The 21,324-nt window shown below is 58.9% G+C and carries 16 protein-coding genes; 10 read left to right on the top strand and 6 right to left on the bottom strand.

Translation table 11 applies throughout. The features are described 5' to 3' along the window. Positions 1–258: 258 nt before the first annotated feature. From Enr13x_RS24005 to Enr13x_RS23995, 3 genes are all read left to right on the top strand, one after another. A complete protein-coding gene (locus Enr13x_RS24005; protein ID WP_145389372.1) occupies positions 259–1,575 on the top strand; it encodes a metallophosphoesterase family protein in 1,317 nt (438 codons plus the stop codon). Continuing rightward, positions 1,572–5,123 (top strand): YhaN family protein, encoded by a 3,552-nt coding sequence (locus tag Enr13x_RS24000; RefSeq protein WP_145389371.1) that lies wholly within the window; start codon positions 1,572–1,574, stop codon positions 5,121–5,123. The genes Enr13x_RS24005 and Enr13x_RS24000 overlap by 4 nt, the downstream gene beginning before the upstream one ends. Positions 5,124–5,320: 197 nt before the next feature. Next, positions 5,321–5,890: a hypothetical protein gene (locus Enr13x_RS23995; RefSeq protein WP_145389370.1), complete on the top strand. Its 570-nt coding sequence runs from the start codon at positions 5,321–5,323 to the stop codon at positions 5,888–5,890. Positions 5,891–6,106: 216 nt separating this feature from the next. Here Enr13x_RS23995 and Enr13x_RS23990 read toward each other — a convergent pair whose 3' ends face one another. The 3 genes from Enr13x_RS23990 to Enr13x_RS23980 all read right to left on the bottom strand — a co-directional run bounded on the left by Enr13x_RS23990 (position 6,107) and on the right by Enr13x_RS23980 (position 8,544). Continuing rightward, positions 6,107–6,784: a class I SAM-dependent methyltransferase gene (locus tag Enr13x_RS23990; protein WP_145389369.1), complete on the bottom strand. Its 678-nt coding sequence runs from the start codon at positions 6,782–6,784 to the stop codon at positions 6,107–6,109. Between the two features lie 221 nt (positions 6,785–7,005). After that, the gene (locus Enr13x_RS23985) at positions 7,006–7,944 is read right to left on the bottom strand and encodes a hypothetical protein (protein WP_145389368.1); all 939 of its coding nucleotides are present in this window, start codon (positions 7,942–7,944) and stop codon (positions 7,006–7,008) included. A gap of 354 nt (positions 7,945–8,298) precedes the next feature. Beyond that, positions 8,299–8,544, bottom strand: a complete 246-nt coding sequence (locus Enr13x_RS23980; protein ID WP_145389367.1) for a hypothetical protein — start codon at positions 8,542–8,544, stop codon at positions 8,299–8,301. Positions 8,545–8,557: 13 nt separating this feature from the next. On the opposite strand from Enr13x_RS23980, the gene Enr13x_RS23975 reads away from it, so the two are divergent. Further along, positions 8,558–8,923 carry a hypothetical protein gene (locus tag Enr13x_RS23975; RefSeq protein ID WP_145389366.1) on the top strand — a complete coding sequence of 122 codons (366 nt, stop codon included), beginning with the start codon at positions 8,558–8,560 and terminating at the stop codon, positions 8,921–8,923. Here Enr13x_RS23975 and Enr13x_RS23970 read toward each other — a convergent pair. After that, entirely contained in the window at positions 8,920–9,888 is a 969-nt protein-coding gene (locus Enr13x_RS23970) for a DUF6268 family outer membrane beta-barrel protein (protein ID WP_145389365.1), read from the bottom strand. The two genes, Enr13x_RS23975 and Enr13x_RS23970, sit on opposite strands and share 4 nt — an antisense overlap. 423 nt (positions 9,889–10,311) lie before the next feature. Between Enr13x_RS23970 and Enr13x_RS23965 the strand changes: the two genes are divergently transcribed. After that, on the top strand, positions 10,312–10,923 hold the full coding sequence (locus Enr13x_RS23965; RefSeq protein ID WP_197455318.1) for a peroxiredoxin family protein: 612 nt from the start codon (positions 10,312–10,314) through the stop codon (positions 10,921–10,923). 26 nt (positions 10,924–10,949) lie between these two features. Further along, the gene (locus tag Enr13x_RS23960) at positions 10,950–12,914 is read left to right on the top strand and encodes a serine/threonine-protein kinase (RefSeq protein ID WP_145389363.1); all 1,965 of its coding nucleotides are present in this window, start codon (positions 10,950–10,952) and stop codon (positions 12,912–12,914) included. Between the two features lie 195 nt (positions 12,915–13,109). On the opposite strand, the gene Enr13x_RS23955 is transcribed toward Enr13x_RS23960, so the two are convergent. Next, complete coding sequence (locus tag Enr13x_RS23955) at positions 13,110–13,916, bottom strand: cupredoxin domain-containing protein (RefSeq protein ID WP_145389362.1); 807 nt, start codon at positions 13,914–13,916, stop codon at positions 13,110–13,112. A 178-nt stretch (positions 13,917–14,094) separates the two neighbouring features. On the opposite strand from Enr13x_RS23955, the gene Enr13x_RS23950 reads away from it, so the two are divergent. The 3 genes from Enr13x_RS23950 to Enr13x_RS23940 all read left to right on the top strand — a co-directional run bounded on the left by Enr13x_RS23950 (position 14,095) and on the right by Enr13x_RS23940 (position 18,509). Beyond that, positions 14,095–15,717, top strand: coding sequence for a sulfatase family protein (locus tag Enr13x_RS23950; protein ID WP_197455317.1), 1,623 nt, complete (start codon positions 14,095–14,097; stop codon positions 15,715–15,717). Between the two features lie 80 nt (positions 15,718–15,797). Further along, entirely contained in the window at positions 15,798–17,684 is a 1,887-nt protein-coding gene (locus tag Enr13x_RS23945) for an OPT family oligopeptide transporter (RefSeq protein WP_145389360.1), read from the top strand. Positions 17,685–17,885: 201 nt separating this feature from the next. Next, the gene (locus Enr13x_RS23940) at positions 17,886–18,509 is read left to right on the top strand and encodes a 3-keto-disaccharide hydrolase (RefSeq protein ID WP_145389359.1); all 624 of its coding nucleotides are present in this window, start codon (positions 17,886–17,888) and stop codon (positions 18,507–18,509) included. Between the two features lie 20 nt (positions 18,510–18,529). Here the strand turns inward: Enr13x_RS23940 and Enr13x_RS23935 are convergent, their stop codons facing one another. Then, the gene (locus Enr13x_RS23935; RefSeq protein ID WP_145389358.1) at positions 18,530–20,005 is read right to left on the bottom strand and encodes a DUF1598 domain-containing protein; all 1,476 of its coding nucleotides are present in this window, start codon (positions 20,003–20,005) and stop codon (positions 18,530–18,532) included. 401 nt (positions 20,006–20,406) lie between these two features. Here Enr13x_RS23935 and Enr13x_RS23930 point away from each other — a divergent pair, with 401 nt between their 5' ends. Continuing rightward, positions 20,407–21,321, top strand: a complete 915-nt coding sequence (locus Enr13x_RS23930) for a PIG-L deacetylase family protein (protein ID WP_145389357.1) — start codon at positions 20,407–20,409, stop codon at positions 21,319–21,321. Positions 21,322–21,324 lie beyond the last annotated feature (3 nt).

Below are 21,324 nucleotides of genomic sequence, written 5' to 3'. Positions count from 1 at the left end.
TCGTGCAGCTTTTAAAGTCACCCTCCTGGCAGGAGGGTCGAGCGAAGCGAGGGGAGGTCGAACGGTGAATCGCGGTGTTCACTTCATTTTTGATGGGCGCCCCCAAGCACCAACGCAAACCCTCTCCTCGCTACGCTCGACTCTCCCAGGGGGAGAGTGACCAAACTCCTTTCTTTTCAACGCCTGAACACTGCGCAAACTCGCCAGGGCGGGTGCCTTCAAACCTTGCGTCTTGTTTTCCCCATCCCCGACATTGCCTTGACCACACGAAAGATTCTTCACGCGGCTGACATTCATCTGGACAGTCCGCTCAAAAAACTCGACCGCTACGACAGTGCGCCGTCCCAGCGGATTCGTCGCGCGTCACGTCGTGCGTTGGAAAACATGACGGCATTGGCGATCGATGAAGACGTCGATTTGGTCGTGATCGCCGGCGATTTATACGACGGGGACTGGCCGGACCAAAACACCGGGCTGGCCTTCGTCAAAGAAGCCGCCAAATTGGTCACCGCCGGTATCCCCGTGCTGGTCATTCGCGGCAACCACGACGCGGCAAACCAGATGACGGCGTCCCTGCCGCTGCCCAAGAACCCCGACGGCAGCGACATCTTTTTGCAAACGGGAAAGGCGGAATCGAGGTTCTTGGAAGACATCGGCGTCGCCGTTCATGGACAATCCTTTCGCAGCCGTGCGGAAAAATCGAACCTGGCGGCAAAGTATCCCGACGCGGTCGCAGGAATGTTCAATTTGGGCATGCTGCACACCGGGCTTGAAGGCGCCACCTCCCACGCCCACTACGCACCTTGCACGCCGGCCGGGTTGACCGAGAAGGGGTACGACTACTGGGCGCTCGGCCACATCCACGTCCGCGGCGACCACCAAATCGAAGGCGGACCGCCGATCGTGTTCAGCGGCAACTTGCAAGGCCGACACATCGGCGAACAAGGTCCCAAGGGCTGCGTGCTGATCGAAGTCGATGCCAGGAATCGTTGTCGCTACGACTTTCACCCGCTGGACGTGTTACGGTGGCACGAATGCGTGATCGATGCCGGCCCGATGCAGGATCGCGACGAAATTCTGGATGCCTACCAAAGCTGGCTTGCCGAACAAATCGATGCCTGTGACGGCCGGTTGCTGGTCGCGCGGGTTCGCCTGACCGGGCAATCGTCCCTACACGCGGCGCTTCATCAAAACACCGAATGGATTCGTGCCGAATTGCAAGCGATCAGCGTCGCCGCGGGCAACGAGCAGGTTTGGTTAGAAGACGTCAAGATTCGAACCGTGATGCCGACCGACCAAAAGATCTCACTCGATTTTGACGGGCCGCTCGAAAGTCTGGAATCGGTTCTAAACGCTCTCCGTAACGACCCCTCGCTCGCCTCCCTGGTCGAACAAGAACTGTCCGGGCTGTCGAAAAAACTTCCCAAGGAATTGAAGGGCGACGAGGACCAGGCGGCCTTTCCGTTCGGCGATCACCAGTGGGTTGCGGGGCTGGTCGAATCCGCCGCGGCCGACGTCGTCGGGCGGCTTCAACACGATGAATCGACCGCCGCTGCGACAGGAGCCAAGAAATGATTCTGGAACGACTCGATCTCAAAGCGTACGGCTTGTTCAGCGATGAGTCCCTGGACTTGTCCGCGGGGCCCCGTCGCTTCCATCTGGTTTATGGTCCCAACGAATCGGGAAAGTCGACGTGCTTGCGTGCGATCAGCGCGCTGCTGTTCGGCATCCCGACGCGGACGACGGATAGTTTTCTGCATTCCAACGCAAAACTGCGGGTCGGCGCGACGTTGCTCGGTCCCGACGGAAATCGTCTTACGGTGATTCGGCGCAAGAACGGCAAGACAAAGCTGCACGCCGAGGACGACAAGACACCGATCGACCCGATGGAGTTGGAGCAAATGCTCGGTGGCATCGACGAAGCCGCTTTTCATCATCGCTTCGGGCTTTCCCACGAGCAGTTGGTTGCCGGTGGACAAGCCGTCTTGGACAGCAAGGGCGAACTCGGCGAAATCCTGTTTGCCGCCGGTGCGGGCGTCGGCCGGCTGAAAGCGATTCAGACCGAACTGGAAAACGAAAGCAAAGAACTGTTTCTCGAACGCGGCAAGAAACGAATCAACGGCTTGCTGAGTGAACTGGACGAAAAACGCAAGATCGTGCGTGAACTCCAGACGCCGCCGGCCGAATACCAATTGTTGAAACGCCAGTTGGCCGAAGCCGAACAGCAATCGCAAGCGTTAGCCGATGAGCGAACACGGTTGGCCCAGTCGCTGGCCAGACAAAAGGCGGTGCGTGAAGCCCACGCGATCGTCCCGGTCTGGCGACGGCACAAGGCCCAATTGGAAACGCTCTCATCGGTGCCTACGCTCGACGAAGACTTTGCCGCACGCCGCCGGGAAGCATCCGCCAACCGTCAAACGTATCAGCGATTGGTCGATCAATTACGACGCGAAATCGAGGCCACGGAAAAGAAAATTGATTCGTGCTTGATCGATCCGGCGACGATCGAACATGAATCCGAAATCGTCGCCTTGTTCCAAGGCATCGCCGCGCGGGAGGCGGCATCGAAAGATCAAGCCAACCTGCACCGCGTCGTCAAAAACCGGAACCGCCACCTGCGAGAATTGCTGCGTGATCTGGAAATCGACATCGCCGACGACGCCCCCGACGACAACGTCGATCGGGTTGTCGACAAGTTGCACGTCAGCGACGCGGCGCAAATTCGAATCAACGAATTGGCCGGTGACTGCGAAATGCTGCGGCAACAGGAACGTGATTCCCTGGAATCGCTCCAAACGCTGCGCAAACAGCTTGCCGAACTGGACGATGAACTGGAACGCCACCCGGACATCGCGGACCCCGCGATGATCGAGTCGGTGCTTGCCGAAATCGGTCCGCCGGCAACCCTGTTGGACCAGGCCGATCAGGAACGGTCCAGCTGCCGTGAACTCGAGTCACAGTGCGAACGATTGATGCGCGAGCTTCGCCTCGGCCAAACCGATCTCGACGACGCGGCACACGTGCAACCGCCGACGGCGGCGGAAATCGATGACCATGATCAAACACTCCACGATCGCTCGCGGGCCGTTCAGGATGCCCGGAAAGCGGTGGCGACGCTGCGGCAACAGCTTCACGACGCCGGTGAAAAATTGACCCGCCTGCAAGCCGATCAACCGCTTCCGACCGAGCAGGAACTTGCACAGTCACGCGAAACACGCGACCAATGGGTCGATCGACTCGCTTCGGCACGCGCCGATGAAGAAAACTTTCAAACCTCGACACGCCAGGTGCGGCAATCGATTCGTACCGCCGACGACGTGGTCGACACGATTCGATCGCACCAAAAACAGGTCACCGAACGGGCGGCGGTCACGCAGGAAATGGCCCGACTGAAAGACGCGATCACCGCGGCGGAAGAAGCGGTCGATCAGGCAGAACGCCTGGCCGCCGAGGCGTCTCAGCAATGGAATCAGCTCTGGGAAAGCTGCGGGATCGCCGCCGGCAAGGTCCGCGAGATGCGGAACTGGGTCGCCAAGCATCAAACGTTTGTCGAAAAGTTCCGGACGCTGGAAAAGGAACGTACACGTTTGGATTCGACCCAGACCCGCATTGCTCGTCATGCGACGCGACTGGCCCACGCCTTGCAAAACGCCTGGTCCGCCCGACCGGTCTCTGTCGGCCACGACGAGACGTCGGCCGCGCCGGATGATCCGATGAATCTGGAATCCTTGCATGACCGAGCGACCGTGCTGCGGAATGAACTCGTTGCCGCGGCGTCGCAACTGGAACAAATCCGCCGCAAACGAAACGAAATCCACGCGGCGCTTCCCGCGGCCGAAGCCAAATACGAATCCAACGCGGCCAAACGCAAACAATGGGATAGCGACTGGAAGCAGGCGATTGCATCATTCGCCTCCGATCAAGATGTCAGCCCGAGCGTGATCAGCATGCGGTTAAAGAAGATCGCCAAACTGTTTGAAGAGACTCGTGAACGCGACATCATCCTCGGACGAATTCGCTCCATCGACGACGACGGACGGTCCTTCGCCGAGCGTGCAACGGTGGTCGCAAGAATCGTCGGTTTAGAATGCAAACCGGATCAGCAAAGTGTGGAGATCGCACAAGCCTTGTACGAACGGTTGCAAGCGGCCAAAAACGCGGCCAACCAAGCCGAGCGTTTCAAAGCCGATCTGACCGCCGCGAAAGCCAGACTGGTCGATGACAATCAGGTGCTCGAAGCGGCCGTCGGTCAATTGGCCCAACTCTGTCGCGAAGCCGGCGTCGACCATGCCGACGAATTGCCCGGGGTGGAACAGAATGCGGCCGAAAAACGTACCGCCCTCCAGGCCTGTGCCCGTGCCGAAGAACAATTGGCGCTGATCGCCGGCGGTGTCGCGGTCGAACAATTTGCCCGGCAAGTGGAATCGCATGATCGGGTCGAACTAGAGCATGAAATCGACAAACTCGAAGAATCGTTGCAAACGCTCAACGAACGTTGGTCCACCGTCGAACAGCGAGTCGGGGCGTTTAAGAAGGAACTGTCCAGGATCGACGGCGGAGATCGCGCGGCGGAACTGAACCAGGAACTGCAACTGCTTTATGGAACCATCCAGCGGGAGTCGCAGCAGTACGCCAAACTGCGAATCGCGTCGATGATTCTGCAACAATCGATCGAGCACTACCGCAGCGAGAACGAGAGTCCGGTCTTGAAAATCGCCTGCCAAGCCTTCGAAGAATTGACGTGCGGTCGTTATGCCGGATTGAAACCCGAATTCGACGACAAGGGGCGTTCAAAATTGTTCGGCATCGCCGCGTCTCCCGCGGGAGAAGAAAACTTGGTGCCCGTCGACGCGATGAGCTTGGGGACCGCCGACGCGCTGTATCTGGCCATGCGGCTCGCATCGCTCGAACACCAACTGTCTGCCGGACACGCGATTCCCGTCGTGATCGACGACTGTTTGATCCAACTGGACGACCAACGCACCATCGCGGCGATGAAGCGGTTTTCAAAATTGTCCGAGCGAACGCAGGTCATTCTGTTCACCCACCATCAACACCTGATCGATTTGGCCCAGTCCGCACTCGAGCCCGAGCAGTTTCATCTGCATCGTCTGGCGCGCTGACAGAGAATCCACGCTTCTGTCAATCGCGATGCCCACACCGACAACAAGCACACGTGAAGAGCATGTTGGGATTTGTTGAAGATACGGTTGAGAAGTTGACTCGACCGGTCAAGACGCATGCATCAGCCGTTACCATTTCGATTCAAGTGAATGGACGTGTCAACGCGCTGGCAGCGTGGACGAAATGCGAGTGAAAAATGGCGCGATTAGATAGACAACTGGACAAGATTTCCGGCGAGAAAGTCGTCCGACTCCATTGGGCCGACGACGACTCCACGGACATCGAAATGCTGCGATCTGACATCGTTCGCGAAATCAATTCGCACGAACACCGGATCCCTCTGGACCTGCGCGGTGTCAAAGGTGCTCCGTCCGAACTGGTCGACTTGCTCGTGGACATGGACCGTTATGCACGATCCAAGACCAAAATCTTGTCGATGACGTGGATGCTACCGCCGCTCCGTGAGGCACTCGACCAGCGTTTGGGACGCCAACGCAAATCCAATTCCAACGGTGAAACGGACGCCGCCAGCAAAACGGCATGTGATCTGTTAAAGCACGCCGAAGAAAAGAAAGAGTATGATCTTTCGAAAGCCGAAAAACTTGAGCGAAAGAAGCGTTCCCCAAAGTCAAAAGCGGGGAAACGAAATTACCTGAAACTCGTCGCATTCATCCTGGTCGGGGCGATCGTCGTCGGCGTGGTCGAAGGAATCATCGTCATGCAACAAGACGAATCGTTGATCATTCCTGAAAAAGGGTTTGAATAAAAGGCACGGGCGTACGTGTTGCTGTGCAGGGTTTAGAGACCGTCCAGCTTAGGGCTAGCGCGAAACGCGACAAATCTGAATGATCTGCCGAATGGGTGAGAGGTGGTCGGCGGAGGGGTGTACGACGTCCTTTCTAGGTCGTCGCACAGAGCCCCACGGGCGACGGCCCGGAAGGGCCATCGTACATCCGAAAAGCGATCGTCTTAAGCTGGGCGCCTAAAGGCTCAACCCCAACGGTTGCACGCGATAGCAGCGACACGCCATCATCGGGTGGATTCGATCTGCGGAGTGATGCAGCACCAGTGTCTGTCTTGCCAACGCGGCATCTAAATCAACCAATCGTCGATTCGGCAATCCCGTTTGCCAACGGAAAAAACGGTGCATCAGCCACTGATACGCTGCGGCCTGTCGTCGCCGCCAGCCCGGCGGCGGCCAGACAAAATCGACGAAATAGAAAATCCCTCCGTCACGGAGGCCGGCCAGGAAACGGGGCAACTCATCGTCCAGTTCCCGCTCGGTGAAACAATCCAAAAAGAACGCGGCCACCAGAAGGTCGTACTGGTCGACCGGCACGCTGTACGATCGGGCATCCGTTTGAACAAACTCAACGCGTTCCAGGGCCCCGATCCGTTCGACCCGTCGTTGTTGGTGATTCAGCATTTGACGGCTCTGGTCGACCGTCGTGATCCGGCAATCCGGTTGAGTGATGCAGAGTTGTTCGAGCAATTGCCCGGTTCCATCACCCAAAACCAACGCCCGCTCGGCACGAGGGAGTTGGTCCAGCAGGGCGAGACGTGCCCGGTGAAGTGCATTGCCGAACAAGCAGATTTCCAGTCCACGATAGACCGTCGCCAGTCGATCGTATCCCCGCATCAATTTTGCGTTGTCTTTCATGAGAACGATTTTACCAGCGGGACGCGTCACAGCTTGTCGATTAAATTGGGATCTGCGGAGTCAATGGTGAGCCGCTGGCCGTCAGGCCTCGGGCGGGCGCCTGGATGCCCGGCCGCTTACGCGTCGCGGCTCACCAAGTCGACAGCCCGGTCAGCGAGCGGCGCGTGTTGTATACATGCTCACTGCGCGCCACTGGCTGACGCCACGTGCTGAGCTGCGATTCATCCTACCGCAATTCTGGAAATGCTCTCGACGACCGAACGGGCGGCCCAAAACACAATCGGCGGTACCACCAACGCAACATCCGCCAAGGCAACCAACCGTCCCGTGGAAACAAACCCCGCCCGATCCGCAGACCTTTGCGTCACGTTCGCTGAGCCCGCGACTCCCAACCCCCACAGCAACACATCACAGCCGATCAAACAGAATCCGATCCCCGGCGAAATCGAATCGATCGCAACCAACACCGCGGCGGTCAAGGCATGCAGGATCAGCATAGCCGGCAGAGCATTCGCGGTGCCCGGCGCCCGCAATACCCATGAGTCAAACGCTTGGATCCGATCCAAATCACGCTCCAACATCGCGATCGTCAAACAGTTCGCGGTGAACAACATCGCAGCCATCAAAACCGCAACCAGCAGCGAACCTGAATCGCCGGATGACCCTTCGGACCAGGCATTCAGACTGACCCCAAACGCAAACACCAGCCCGGCCTGCAATTCCTTGGGCAGCCATCGCGCCGAGTTTCGCGGGAACTGCACGCTGGCCACGTACGCGACGACGATGGCGATCGCGGCACACCCCCAACGCAATTGATCATCGGACGCAAACGCGACCACCAGGGCGGTGTCCAAACTCAACGCCAGAAACCATCCCAGGCAAAGTGGTTTTCGGTACCGGAAGTGAAAATGATGGCGAATCGAGTGCCCTCGGCGGGTGTCCAGTCGGATCGAATCGAACAGCCGATCGGCGGTGTAGACCAGCCAGATCGACAACCCGATGATCGCGAATTCGTACCACAACGGCTGTCGCCCGCAATACGCGTCGGTGAACACCAGCAACCAAACCAATCCGACGGCCACCGAATCGAGCGACAGGACGTTTGACCATGCCCACGGGGGAATGATCGCGGAGTCATCCTCCGCATGGTTTTTGGTCACATTCCACACCCAAGACGTTGCTGTCTAGAATATCACTGCCTTCCCGGTCTGCAACACGCTCCACACACCGATTTCGTCTATCGGCGCTCCAGCGTTGCGATCCTCCGCATCAGACACGAACCGCATTAAACCGATGCCACCGTCAAAACGGAAGTCCGGCGCCGCCCATGGGAACGAAACGAACGCAAGAAAGTTCGTCCGTAATATCTGCCTCACGCTGTACGCGTTGGTGCTTGTCGCATCGGCGTTTTCGGTCACGCGGTGGCAGGGCGTGGAAAATCATTGGTTGCTCCTGGTCGGATTTGTGCTCAGTCAGTGCTCGATGGTCGCCCTTTGGGCAGCTGATTTTCGTGGTCACGCCGCAGTGTCCTGTGCCGCGTTGACGTTCGTTTCGATTTTGTGCTGGTGGATCATCACGCCGTTTCGGTTCGTCGGCTTTGGCGACGCCTCTGAAGTCTGTTGGGTGATTGTCGTCACGACGCAAGCCTTGGCGACGATGACGGGTGCGACCTGCCTGGACACATTTTCGAAATCGTCGCGACGAAAACACAGCAATCGTGTCGTCCACGGCGTCCGACTGAGAAAATTTTCGTTCAGCATCGGGAATCTGATCTTGTGGACGACCTTCGTTGCAGTCGGACTGCTGATCGTGCAACAAATCTTGCTTTCCAATGGCTGGACCTCGGATTCGCCCGGCGCGACTCAAGTGTGCCTCGCCTTACTGATGGGGCTTGCTGGTGCAGCCCTTGCCGTGATGTGGCTGGCTATTTTCCGGGGGGCCCTTTGGCCGGTCGTCGCACAACGCTTGATCATGTGGTTGCCGGTGTGTCTGTACGGTACTTTTTTCTTTCACATCTTGATGGCTTACCTGCAAGGAGCGCTTTTCATCCCGTCGATCAAGACGGTGACGCCGCTGGTCGCGCAATATCTCTTTGACGGCTTGACGCTTTTGGCGACGCTCAACCATACCCGCCGCTAAAAACGGGTCCCGATCTGAATCAGCAACGCGTCTTGAATTTCGAAATCGCTGCGATCGCTTTCGAACTCGAACCGCCGGCCGAATGCGTATCCCACTTCAGCCGAAAGTTTGCGTCCCAGCGCGAACGGCATTCCGGATTCGCGACGAGGGGTTGATTCCCAGCCGAGCACCAATCGCCAATCGCGATAGGTCAGTTGATCGTCTGTGCCGTCGTTCCGCTGATACCCCCAGGTTCCTCCCTCCAGGCCGGCGCCGATGTAGCCCCACTGTTGGCGAATTCCATTGTCGGCCAACAACAGCGACGCGCGGGGTCGAGGAAACGAAGCGTCGAATCGCAGGCAGGGATTGGGCTGGTAGATGAACCCGATGGCCGGCACGACGGGAATGTCATTACGACCGAGTGCGATCGCGCCGAACGTCCACGTCCAACGCTCGTTGGGTTGGTAGATGGCAAACCCGCCGCCGCGAAACTGCCACGCGTCACTGGATTGGTTGTCGCCGTCGGTCGCGTTGGCGGCACCCAGCATCCAGCGGAACGACCAGCGATCGTTGCGACGCCGCATCCATGACAACCCGATCGACGTCTCGTACAGTTCGCCCGCCAGATCGAAGACCGCCGCTGCGCTTAAGTCGGTGTATTCAAATCCCAGGCTGAACATCGGCGGAGGGGGGCCGAAGATCGGATACAACGGCATCGTGACCCTGGCGTCGTAGGTTGAAAGTTCAACGTCGTCGGCTTCGGCCAGCCACTGAAATCCCAGCCGGAAACTCGGACGCATCAGCTGCCGAAGTCGCTCCGATGTCATGCCTGCCGGTTGCGAAGACGCAGTCGTCAAGACGGACGCGTGAGCGACGGGCTCCGCAGCCACCGAACGCGACGCCAGCTGCGCAGCGACAGGACGCGTGATGATCAACGGCATCACGACGATCGATAGCACTGCGGCCAGGAACGTCTTCGCTCTCAAATCTCCGGTCCATCCGTGCGTCGGTGGCGTGAAACATCATGTTCCACGCGATTGGGTCGATTGAACCCGGTGGATCTCTGGACTCTAGCAATCGATCAAGCCAGAGCGAAATACGGGATCCGGCGGCAAGCCTTCGCTGCCGACGTCCGGCTCGATGAATTGGGCCTCACGGAAACTGGGAAACCTAAAAGAAGATGGCAGAAAAATGGGGGGGCAGAAAAATAGGTTGCCGGAGGTGAGACAAGAAAATGGGTGGCAAGAAAATGGGTGGAGACGGCAAGAGTGAGCTTATTCTCCGATCACTCGTTTCCTATTTTTCTGCCCCCCATTTTTCTGCCATTCCACCACGCTCCGGCGGTTCTTTCACCCCAGACCTAGCTGACCCCCTACAATCTGTAGAAAGCCATCAAGAGAGGTCATCAGGTGTCCGGCAAGTTCCCGTTTTCGATTCTATCGTTCGCCACCGTGTTCGTCTTTGCGACGCTCGGCTGCAACCGCATTCCCGACGACGGGATTCGATTTGCGGAGGTGACCGAGTCGCAGCCGATCACGATCGAGGACTTTTCGGGCTTGCGATTCACCGACAAAGACGGCAAGGAAGTCGCGTTGTCCGAGGTCATGACACGTGATTATCTGGTGCTGGTGATCACCCGCGGCTGGTACGGCGGCGTGTGTTTTTACTGCGCGTCGCAGACTTCACGTTGGGCGCGGCGGTTTGAGGAACTGGAACCCTACGACGCGCAGCTCGTCGTCATCTTTCCGACCGAAACGGAAGAAGAGGCTCCGAAGTTGAGCGAGTTGACCAAGCGGATCAAGGGAGGCGAAATTCCCAACGAAGACGTTCCGTATCCGATCCTGTTGGACATCAATTTGATGGGCGTCGATCAGTTGGGGATCCGGGCGGAGCTTGCCAAGCCGTCCACCTACATCATCGATCGGCAGGGGCGTGTTCGATTTGCCTACGTGGGCGAATCGATCGCCGACCGTCCCACCGTCGACTCCGTGCTTCGGCAACTCGATCAATTGACCCCCTAGACACTCGACGGACAACCGAGTCGAACATGCCGAGCGAGGACCATGAGAGGAAATTCATCGAGACCTGTCTTGAGCTACGGCTGCTCAACGAGACCGACGCGAAATCGTTATGTGAAAACCTTGACTCATCGGCTCGGGACATTTCGCAGGCGGCCCTTCAACGAGGGCTGCTGACGGCCGCGGATGTCGACATCGTCCATTCACTGCAACATCCGCAGGACGTCGCACCGGGGTACCAAATTTTGAATCTGGTCGGTCGCGGTGCAATGGGGGCGGTGTATCGCGCGATGCAGATCGACTTGGAGCGAATCGTGGCGCTCAAGATCATCTTGATCAGCAACGTCGCCCAGCCCAATGCCGCAGCCCGTTTCGAACGTGAGGCCAAGGCGCTCGCCAGGCTCCAACACCCCAACATTGTCCAGGCCCTCAACTTCGGCAAGCACGATGGACGCTACTACTTTGCGATGGAGTTTGTCCCCGGACGCACCTGCGAAGAATTGGTGCGTGAAAGTGGGATCATGCCGCCGCAGGCCGCCTGGTCGATCGTGCGTCAAGTCGCGTCGGGGTTGTTTCATGCCGCCGGCCAGAATCTGATTCACCGCGACATCAAACCGGCCAATTTGATCCTGCTGCCTCCGCCGGAAGGGGCTGCGACGAAAACCGAGGTTGTCAAAATCGCGGACTTCGGCTTGGCCATGTTTGCCGATCCAAGCGCCGAACAACTGAAACTCACGACCGGCGACAAGGTGATGGGAAGCCCCGCCTACATGTCACCCGAGCAGTTCGGTGGGCGAGACGTCGACTTTCGCAGCGACATGTATTCGTTGGGCGCGACCGCCTGGCACTTGCTGTTCGGCAAACCGCCGCATCAAGGGCGCAGCATCGCCGCCTTGTATCAACAGAAATCAGAACGACTGATGCCCCACCCGGACGACCTGGCGGTCCGATTGCCGGAGGATCAAATGTCGTTGCTGTTGGGCTTGCTCGATCCAGATCCGGATTCACGTCCCCCAAGCTACGGAACGCTGATCGATGCGATCGACGCCCTGGGGGTCAACGCTGCGGCGCCAACCACCACGCCGGTCGCAGTGCCGATCGGGGCATCGGTCGGTGCGCCCACGAGCATCGTTTCCGAAGCATCGCATCGCGAATTCATCAGTCAACATCCGACCCTCGAGCGTGCCCCGCCCGAGCCGAAAGCTGACACGGCCACGTTGAATCCGGTCAATGTGGCGGACGATACCGTCACGCAAACCGTCGAACTCTCAAAATCGAGTTCGCATCCACGTTTGCCCCGTTCTCGATGGCTGGCCGCCATCGCGATTCTCGCCCTGGCAGCCGTGTCGATCGGATTGTTCGAGTCCTACCGACATCGCCGCGGCGTTCGATTGCCGACGCAAGTGATCGGCAACATCCCGTTGTTTGATGGCGTGACGCTCAGCGGATGGGACGTAGGCGGGTCGATGGTCGGGGCCTGGCAAACCGTCCAGGCCCCAGATGCATCGACCGCGATCGCTTGCATCACGCGTCAGGGGGCATTGACCCGGCGGTTTTCGACGACCGCCATTCCGCGGGTCAGCCTGTTCGTTTGGCTGCAGAAAGACAGCGGCCCCGTGGACATCGACTTTGCCGTCGACCCCGCCAATCCGTCCGCCAAACGGGGATGCGTAAGATTGCAGGGGGATCAGAATCAACTGGGCATCAAGGCGTCCGATTTCGGCGACGTCGATGTGTCCTTCCGTTCCGATGCACTCCCTTCGGTATTCGACCGCTTTCACGTGATCGACATCGAACGCCAGCCGACGGACTGGTTTGTGTTCCTGGAAGAAAAATTCCTCGGGTCCATCCCGATCAAAGACATCGGCGCCGGCGACGCCATTCGATTGGTCATCCATGACAATCCATCAAGCGACGAAGCCGGACCACAAGTTTTCTTTGCCGACGTCCAACTCGATGAATTGGGGCTCAAGGAAACCGCAGAGTTGAAATAAAGGTGGCAGAAATATGAGGGGCAGAAAAATCGCAGGCCGGAGGTGAGACAAGAAAATGGGTGACAAGAAAATGTGAGTCCTCGGCTGAGTCGATCTCAATTTAAACCGAGCCGTCCGTTTTCATTTTTCTGCCCCCCATTTTTCTGCCATCTCTCGTCTCTCCCCCAACCATTTTCTTGTCACCCATTTTCCTGTCTACTTCTCCCCAGCCTTCGAATCCAGCCTCCGGTCGATCGTGAACGCGGATGCCGGAATCTCGATCAACCCCAAGTCGTTCACGCCCGCTTCCAACACTCGTTCGAACCGACTGCCGTCCCATGTTTCGGCCATTCCATTAACGACGACCTCGCTCAATTTTGCACTTTCATGGAACGCTCGGAAAACGATTTTTTGGCCGACCGGCAACCCCGTGATCTCCAGCTTACCGTCGCCGTCGCTGATTCCGGCCAGACGATGATCTAAGACGAGAAGGTAGGCGTTCATCCAAGGATGGATGTTGCAGCGAACCGGAATCGGTGCGGGTTCGGATTCGTCTAGCGATCGCTGCCAGGGCGCCCCGACCGGACGTGTGATCCCGAGTGGGGCATTGTTGAAAAATTGAAAATTTGCATTGTGGCCGACCGGGTCGTGATCTTCGACGCGCAGGGTGTCTCCTTTTTGAGCGAGCAGAATGTGGGGCTTGAACCGGCAATGTTTGATTTGCAGCAGCTTGGTTTCGGACCGACGTTTCGGATTCGGCAACACCGTGCCTCGCCGTCCGGTGTACACGTACAGCACGACGTTCTTGAGCCCGTGGTTGTCGCCATGGACGATCAGCCGCTCATCGGGAATCGGCACGCTCCCGCAAAACTGCCGATCGAGGTGGGGCTTGATGGGTTGGACCGCAGGAGGTTGCCCCAGGAAACGAAACGTTGCTTTCAGTGTCGCCGTTTCCTCGGCGGTCACATTGCCCACCAGCAGCAGCGTCATGAAAGTCGCGAGTGTTCGACCGATTCGATTCATGGGAGGGTTCCACCGACTCCAAACAAGTGGCGTAAGCTTCCAGCTTGCGAATTCAGGGCGATCGCAAGCTGGAAGCTTACGCCACTTGAATCCGGTTCGACGCGCCGCCCGAGGGCAGGGGCAGCGTGTATAGTAGGCGAATGCCTCGATTGATTCCCCCCGTTTCTTTGTCATGATCATGCCTTTTAGATTCTTTCACGCTTTCGTGCTGCTCGGTTGTCTGGTCGCCAATGCGTCGCATGCCCCCCGCGTCTCGGCGGACGATCGACCCAATATTTTATTCATTTTCAGCGACGATCACGCGCCCCATGCGATCGGTGCGTACGACGGTTGGCTCAAGAGCGTCGATCCGACGCCGAACATCGACCAACTCGCCAAACAGGGAATCGTCTTTCGAAACAGTTTCTGTACCAATTCGATTTGCGGTCCCAGCCGAGCGGTGATTCAAACCGGGAAACACAGCCATAAAAATGGCTTCATGAACAACGGGAACTCGTTCGACTGGAACCAGCAAACGTTTCCCAAACTGTTGCAAAAAGCGGGCTACACGACGGCGATCTATGGCAAATCGCACCTCAAGGGCGAGCCGCAAGGCTATGACGATTGGAAAGTCCTGCCCGGCCAGGGGCTGTACTACAACCCGGACATGATCACGCCGGAAGGCCGCAAACGGATCGAGGGGCATTGCACCGACGTGGTGACGGACCTGGCCGTCGAGTGGCTCAAGCAAGGACGGACCGAGGACAAACCGTTCATGTTGATGGTCCAGCACAAGGCCCCGCACCGAAACTGGATGCCGGCGCCCCGGCACTTGGATCTGTATGCCGACATCGATCTGCCCGAACCCAACACGCTGTTCGACAAATGGCACGACAACGCTCCTCCGGCGCGACACCAAGAGTTGGAAATCGATCGCCACATGCATCTCAATTTTGATTTGTTCGTCGACTTGACCCCCGATTTCAAGGGCAACGAATTGGTCGGCCGCTACGACAAATCGGCTTGGCGCAACATGCAACGGATGACACCGGAGCAACTGAAAACCTGGTTCGCCGCCTACCGCCCGCGCGACAAGGCGTTTCACGAAGCCGACTTGACCGCCGACGCCCTGGTTCGCTGGAAATACCAGCGCTACGCCAAGAATTATCTGCGCTGCGTCAAAGGTGTCGACGAAAGTGTCGGCACGCTGATGGAAACACTCGACGAACTCGGGCTTTCCGACAACACCGTCGTCATCTACTCCTCCGATCAAGGTTTCTATATCGGCGACCATGGCTGGTACGACAAACGATGGATGTACGAGGAATCGCTCAAGATGCCTTTGATCGTCAAATGGCCCGGCGTGACGAAGCCCGGTTCGACCGACGAGCACCTGGTCCAGAACTTGGATTACGCCGAAACGTTCCTCGAGATGGCCGGCGCCGACGTCCCCGATGACATGCAGGGCGAATCACTGGTCCCACTGCTCAAAGGTGACAGTCCCGACGATTGGCGACGCAGCATCTACTATCACTATTACGAATACCCCAGCGTGCACATGGTGCCCCGGCAATACGGTGTCCGCAACCATCGCTACAAGCTGATTCGGTTCTACCAGTTCGACGAATGGGAGTTTTACGACCTGAAGAACGATCCCGATGAATTGACCAACCAATACAACAACCCGGAATACGCCAATCAGATTTCAGACATGAAACAGGAACTGGATCGTTTGAGAAAACACTATCAAGACGACAGCGACGTGTCGGTACTGCCCGAGGAAAAACAAATCGAATTGCGAACACCGCAAGCGGCAGGCTAACCCAGAGCGGAAATGATGTGGGATAGGCTTCCAGCCTGTCGATCGGTCACAGTCTGGAACCGTCAACGAGTCAGCGTGATATGAGTGATTTGCCAGAACCGTCCACCGCGCCACTTCCCGAGCTGACGCCCCGCGTGATCGTTCTGGGGCTGATCCTGTCGGTCGTCATGGGTGCGGCGAACGTGTACGTCGGATTAAAGGCCGGGATGACCGTCTCGGCCTCGATCCCCGCGGCCGTGATGGCGATGCTGTTGTTCCGATTGCTGTTCAAAAAGTCCAGCATCTTGGAAGCCAACCAGGTCCAGACGTGCGCTTCGGCGGGCGAGTCGCTGGCGGCGGGTATCATTTTCACGATGCCGGCGATGATCCTGATCGGCCACTGGCAATCGTTCGACTTCTGGACCGTCACGCTGGTGGCACTGACCGGCGGGCTGTTGGGGATTCTGTTCATGATCCCGATGCGCCGCGTGTTTGTCGCCGACAACGAGGATCTGCCGTTTCCCGAGGGTGTCGCCTGTGCGGCGGTCTTGGAAGCCGGGGAAGAAGGCGACCATCAACGCTCTGCCGCGACCAGCTTGTTGATCGGCGGCGCGCTTGGGGCGGTGTTCAAGATCGCTGCCGGATTCTTGGGGTTGGTCAGCGATACGCTGCAGGTTGCCAGGGCGACCGGCGAGCGAATCTTTTACTTCGGCGGTGACCTGTCGCCGATGTTGGTCGCCGTCGGCTTTATCGTGCGACTGAACGTGGCGGTGTTGATCTTTATCGGCGGCGCGATCGGCTGGTTGATCGGCATCCCGTTGATGGGCGGAGCGTCCCAGTATGATGATCCGATCAGCGGCGCCTGGTCGATCTGGAGCAGCGAGATCCGATACGTCGGCGTGGGGGCGATGGTCGTCGGCGGGATCGGGTCGCTGATCGCCGTTCGCCACGGCCTGCTGTCTGCCGTCACCGAACTGTGGCACGGGTTGCGCGGCCGACGGATCGCCCTGGATCACGGCCAACGGGACATTCCGTCGGGACTGATTTTGGCGCTCGGATTAGGTTGCACTGCGATGCTCGGCGCGGTGAATTTTCGTTTCACCGACGACATCGGTGTGTCGGTCTTGTCGACCGTCGTGATGCTCGCGATGGGGTTCTTCTTTACCGCGGTGGCCAGCTACATCGTCGGGCTGGTGGGCAATTCCAACAGCCCCGTGTCCGGCATGACGATCACCGCCGTTCTGGCGGCCGGCGGACTGTTGTGGCTGTTCAACTATTCGGGAACCCAAGGCATGGTGGCGACGCTGGGCATCGCCGCGATCGTGTGTTGTGTCGCCTGCACCAGCGGCGATGTCTGCAACGACCTCAAGACCGGCTCGTTGGTCGGCGCGGCGCCGTTTCGACAACAGATCATGCAGATCGCCGGTGTGTTCGTCGCCGCCTTCGTCATGGCTCCCGTCCTGACGCTGTTGCACAACAACACTCCGGGCGGGATTGGAGGTCAACAACTGTCCGCGCCCCAAGCCAGCTTGTTTGCAAGTTTGGCACGTGGGTTCGCGGGCGAAGGCGAGCTTCCCTGGAGCCTGATCGGGCTGGGCGCCGGCATCGGTGTGCTGATTTTGGGGATCGACGAAGTGCTCAAACGCAACACGAAGCATCGTGCCCACCTGATGCCGATCGCGGTCGGCATGTATTTGCCGTTCGGATTGGCGACGCCCATTTTGATCGGCGGGGTGATCGCTTGGTTTTGCACCAAGGGGACCCGACGCGAAACGCACGACCGGGTGTTGCATCGTGGCATCCTGTTTTCATCCGGCGTGATCGCCGGTGAAGCGTTGACGGCCGTCGGTTTGGCGGGGTTGGCGGCGCTGGGAATCACGGCGCTGGATTTGGGATTGTCGCCGCTCGCCAAGAACCTCATTTCGATCACCGTCGCGGCGGGAATCATCGTGGCGTTCGCGGTGATGACCAAACCCAAAGCGTCCTGAGCGAGCGGCGCGTTGGCCGCCGATTTCGATCACGCGCCACTGGCTGACGCCACGTGCTGGGGTGCGGACTTCAGCGGGACGCGTCAGCGAGCGGCGCGTTGCAAGATCGACTATCATCAGGACCCGCCGGCTGACGCCACGTGCCGACGTCCGGCTTGCTTTCCGTCCACGATTTCCCTCCAACCGATGAGTCCACTTTCGATGCCACACCGCTCTTTCAGTCGCCTTGCCGCTTTGCTCTTGGCCGCCTCCGTCTGCTTGGGGCCACTCGCAGTTGCCCACGACGGCCTGCACGCGATCTTCGACGGAAAGTCGCTCGACGGCTGGGAAGTCCGCCCCGAAAAAGACACCGAAGCGCATTGGTCGGTTCAAGACGGAAAAATCGTTTGCGAAAACGTGAACAAGAAAGGCTCCGTCTTGTGGACCTCCAAAGACTACAAAGACTACGAGATCGAACTCGACTACCAAACGTCGTCGGATTACTACGACACCGGAGTGATGTTGCGGGGTGACGGACACCAAGTCCAACTCGGAATCTCCGGCAGCTTGAAAAAAGACATGTCAGCCTGTGTCTACGCGCCCAAAGACAAACGGGGCAGCTACCCCGGAGTCTCAGAGAAAGGAACCGAAGTCTTGAAGCTCGGTGAGTGGAATCACTTGCGAGTGATCTTGACCGGGAAACGAATTCAAACCTTTCACAACGGCGAGCCCTGCGTCGATTACACCGGGATTGCGATCAATGACGAAGGTCCAATCGGCTTGCAATTGCACGGCGGACACCACATGAAGATTCAGTTCAAAAACGTCAAAGTGAAAGAACTGTAAACGAAGAACCGCCGCGCCTGCTACCACCACCAGCGTTGGCCCGCTGCTTGGCCCGCTGCTTGGCCCGCCCCCTGCACCGCTCGGGCGCGACTCGCCGCGATGCCGTCGTCGGTCTCGGTCTGGCCGACGACGGACCAGGCATCGATCGAGACGCCACCGGAAACGCTCACGATCCAACCTTTTCGACCCCGGATCGTGGACGCGACCGACGGAATCGACGTGGGCACTCGATAGCGAGGCCCCTGTAACCGGCTGGCGTCGCTGAGCACGTTGAACTGACAATCGGCACGCACGGCCAATCCTTCGGCGGCCATCAACGCCCCGAACACGGCCAAGTCGAAACAGTTGCTCAACTCTGCGAAAATCGGTAGTGCGGTGGAGAGTTCGTCAAAGCCCTCGGTCATCGCGTCGGCCCACTGTTGTGCCAACTCGTTTTCCTGGGCCAGGGTTTTGCGTGCCCCATCAGCGGTCAACAAACTGTCCTGGGTCAGCGTGCGAATTCGTCGGCCACGAATTTGCCATGCGAGTCGGTCCGACGTGCACCGCAGCGGTTCGTAGTCGGACGCCATCCACCAGCGCGGCGACGAAAGTTGATTGCGGTCGTTGTGTCGCTGAAGCAATCGCAAATAGCTGGGCAAGGAATCGATCGGCGCCGCTTCGAACCCCATGGCAAGACGCTTCATCGCATAGTCGGCCGAAAGCAGCACCTGGGCGAAATGGCTGTCGACGTCGATCCCGCGGATCAGCACCTGTTGCGGTCCGATCGCGGTTTCCATCGCGTCGACGGCTTGGCGGTTGAAGCGGCGCAGCCGGGCTTGAACACGAGCAAATTGCCGAAGCCCCTCGGCGGTCGGTTCGATGGAGCAACTGATCTGGCGATCGTTGACATCGGCGTCGTTTCGCAGTGCGCCTCGACGCAGCGCGTCCATCAAGTCATCGAGCCGGAGCACGGCGCGGCCGTCGGCGACCCCGACGACTTCACCGGCTTCGTTGGCCTTCCACGGCCCGCCGGGACCGGCAATGAACACATCGCCGTGTGGTGTCGAGCCGTCTGGGGGGACGGCAAAGACGTACTCGACGCGACGCAGCCCCGCCAAAAAAGCCATCGAGGGCGTGATCGGTTTTCCGTTTTCGAGTCGTTCGGTCAGTGCTCGATCCAGCCCGGCCAACGAAATCACACGGAATTCCGTCTCGACATTCGCGGCCCCATCGCTGGAATCGGAGAGCTGATTCCAGCGATCGCGAAGCTGATCGAGTTCGGCTGGTTGCACGCGACCGACCACGCCATCGGCGTCGACCAGGACACCTCCGACGGCACCGCGAGACCCGATGATGGGCGTGATCCCGGTGACAAACGGCGTGCTGGAGACGTTTTGGATCGCCGCGATGCCCTGCGCGACGGCAGCCTCCGGCAGAACGCAGAACAGCACCACGAGCGCAGCCGCCGGGCGAATGGATTGCAGAACGTTGGAACCAGCAGAAGGTGAGACAAGCACGACGAGACCCCCAATTCAATTGCAGACGGGTTTCTCTCAAGGTACGCGTTGAACGTACGATGTCAAATCAGGCATCCCCCTGCCCCTCGCTTCGACGCAGGTCGTGTAGTTCTTGAATTCACCCTCCTGGCAGGAGGGTCGAGCGAAGCGAGGGGAGGTCGATCGGTGGATCGCGGCGCTCGTTTGAAGATTGATCGGCACGCCCCAAACAGCAACCCAACTCCTCCCTTGATCACGAATGAACCACTGCACGCCCCGAAGCGCCCTCTGTGACACAGGCTGGGCAATTCCAATCGACCGGCGCGTGGTACTACACACCCGACGTCGCTCGGCCAGTTATGATTGCTGCGTGAATGTCAGTCTTACCTGCTGCCAAGTCAACTTCCTGCCGGAGTCCTGCCATGCGTGTTTGCTTGTTATTGCTCGTCGTCGCAATCTCTTTTCCCGCCCCTGATCGACTGTTTGCCCAGGACGGCTCGGAGCCACTGAAGATCATTTGTTTCGGCGCCCATCCCGATGACGCGGAATACAAGAGTGGCGGGACGGCGGCCTTGTGGGCCGCGCAAGGTCACCAGGTCAAACTGGTTTCGGTGACCAACGGTGATATCGGTCACTGGAGCATGGCGGGCGGCCCGTTGGCGAAACGCCGCGCCGCCGAATCGGCCAAAGTCGCCGAACGGCTGGGCGTGACCAGCGAGGTCTTGGACATCCACGACGGCGAGCTGGAACCGACACTGGAAAACCGACGCAAGATCACGATCCTGATCCGCGAATGGGATGCGGACATCGTGATCTCTCACCGGCCCTGGGACTACCACCCCGACCACCGCTACACCGGCGTGCTTGTGCAAGACGCCGCGTACATGGTCGCCGTCCCGTTCTTTTGCCCGACGACTCCGCCGCTAAAAAAGAATCCCGTCTTTCTGTATTCCAGCGACCGCTTCCAAAAACCGTATCCCTTCGAAGCTGACATCGTTGTGGATGTCGACAGCGTGTTTGAAAAGAAAGTCGATGCACTGACCGCGCTGGTTTCGCAGACGTTCGAAGGCGGCGCGCTCGGCAGTGCGGACAAGATGGCGGCGGCTCCGCCGGAATCTCGCCCGGAACTTCGTCGCGAGTGGCTGCGCGACAAATGGATCGGTCGCCAATCCGCCGAAGCCAAACGGTTTCGCAGCGGTTTGATCAAATGGTACGGCGAGGAGCACGCCCAACAGGTGCAGTACGCCGAAGCGTTCGAAATCTGCGAGTACGGACGCCAACCCACCGACGACGAGATCCGACAACTGTTCCCGTTCTTGCCGGCCAAGAGCGAGTAGGGA

Source organism: Stieleria neptunia (assembly GCF_007754155.1).
In the GTDB taxonomy this organism is placed as follows: domain Bacteria; phylum Planctomycetota; class Planctomycetia; order Pirellulales; family Pirellulaceae; genus Stieleria; species Stieleria neptunia.
Note: the sequence above shows the minus strand (reverse complement) of the source record. Positions and strands in the feature narration are given on the sequence as shown.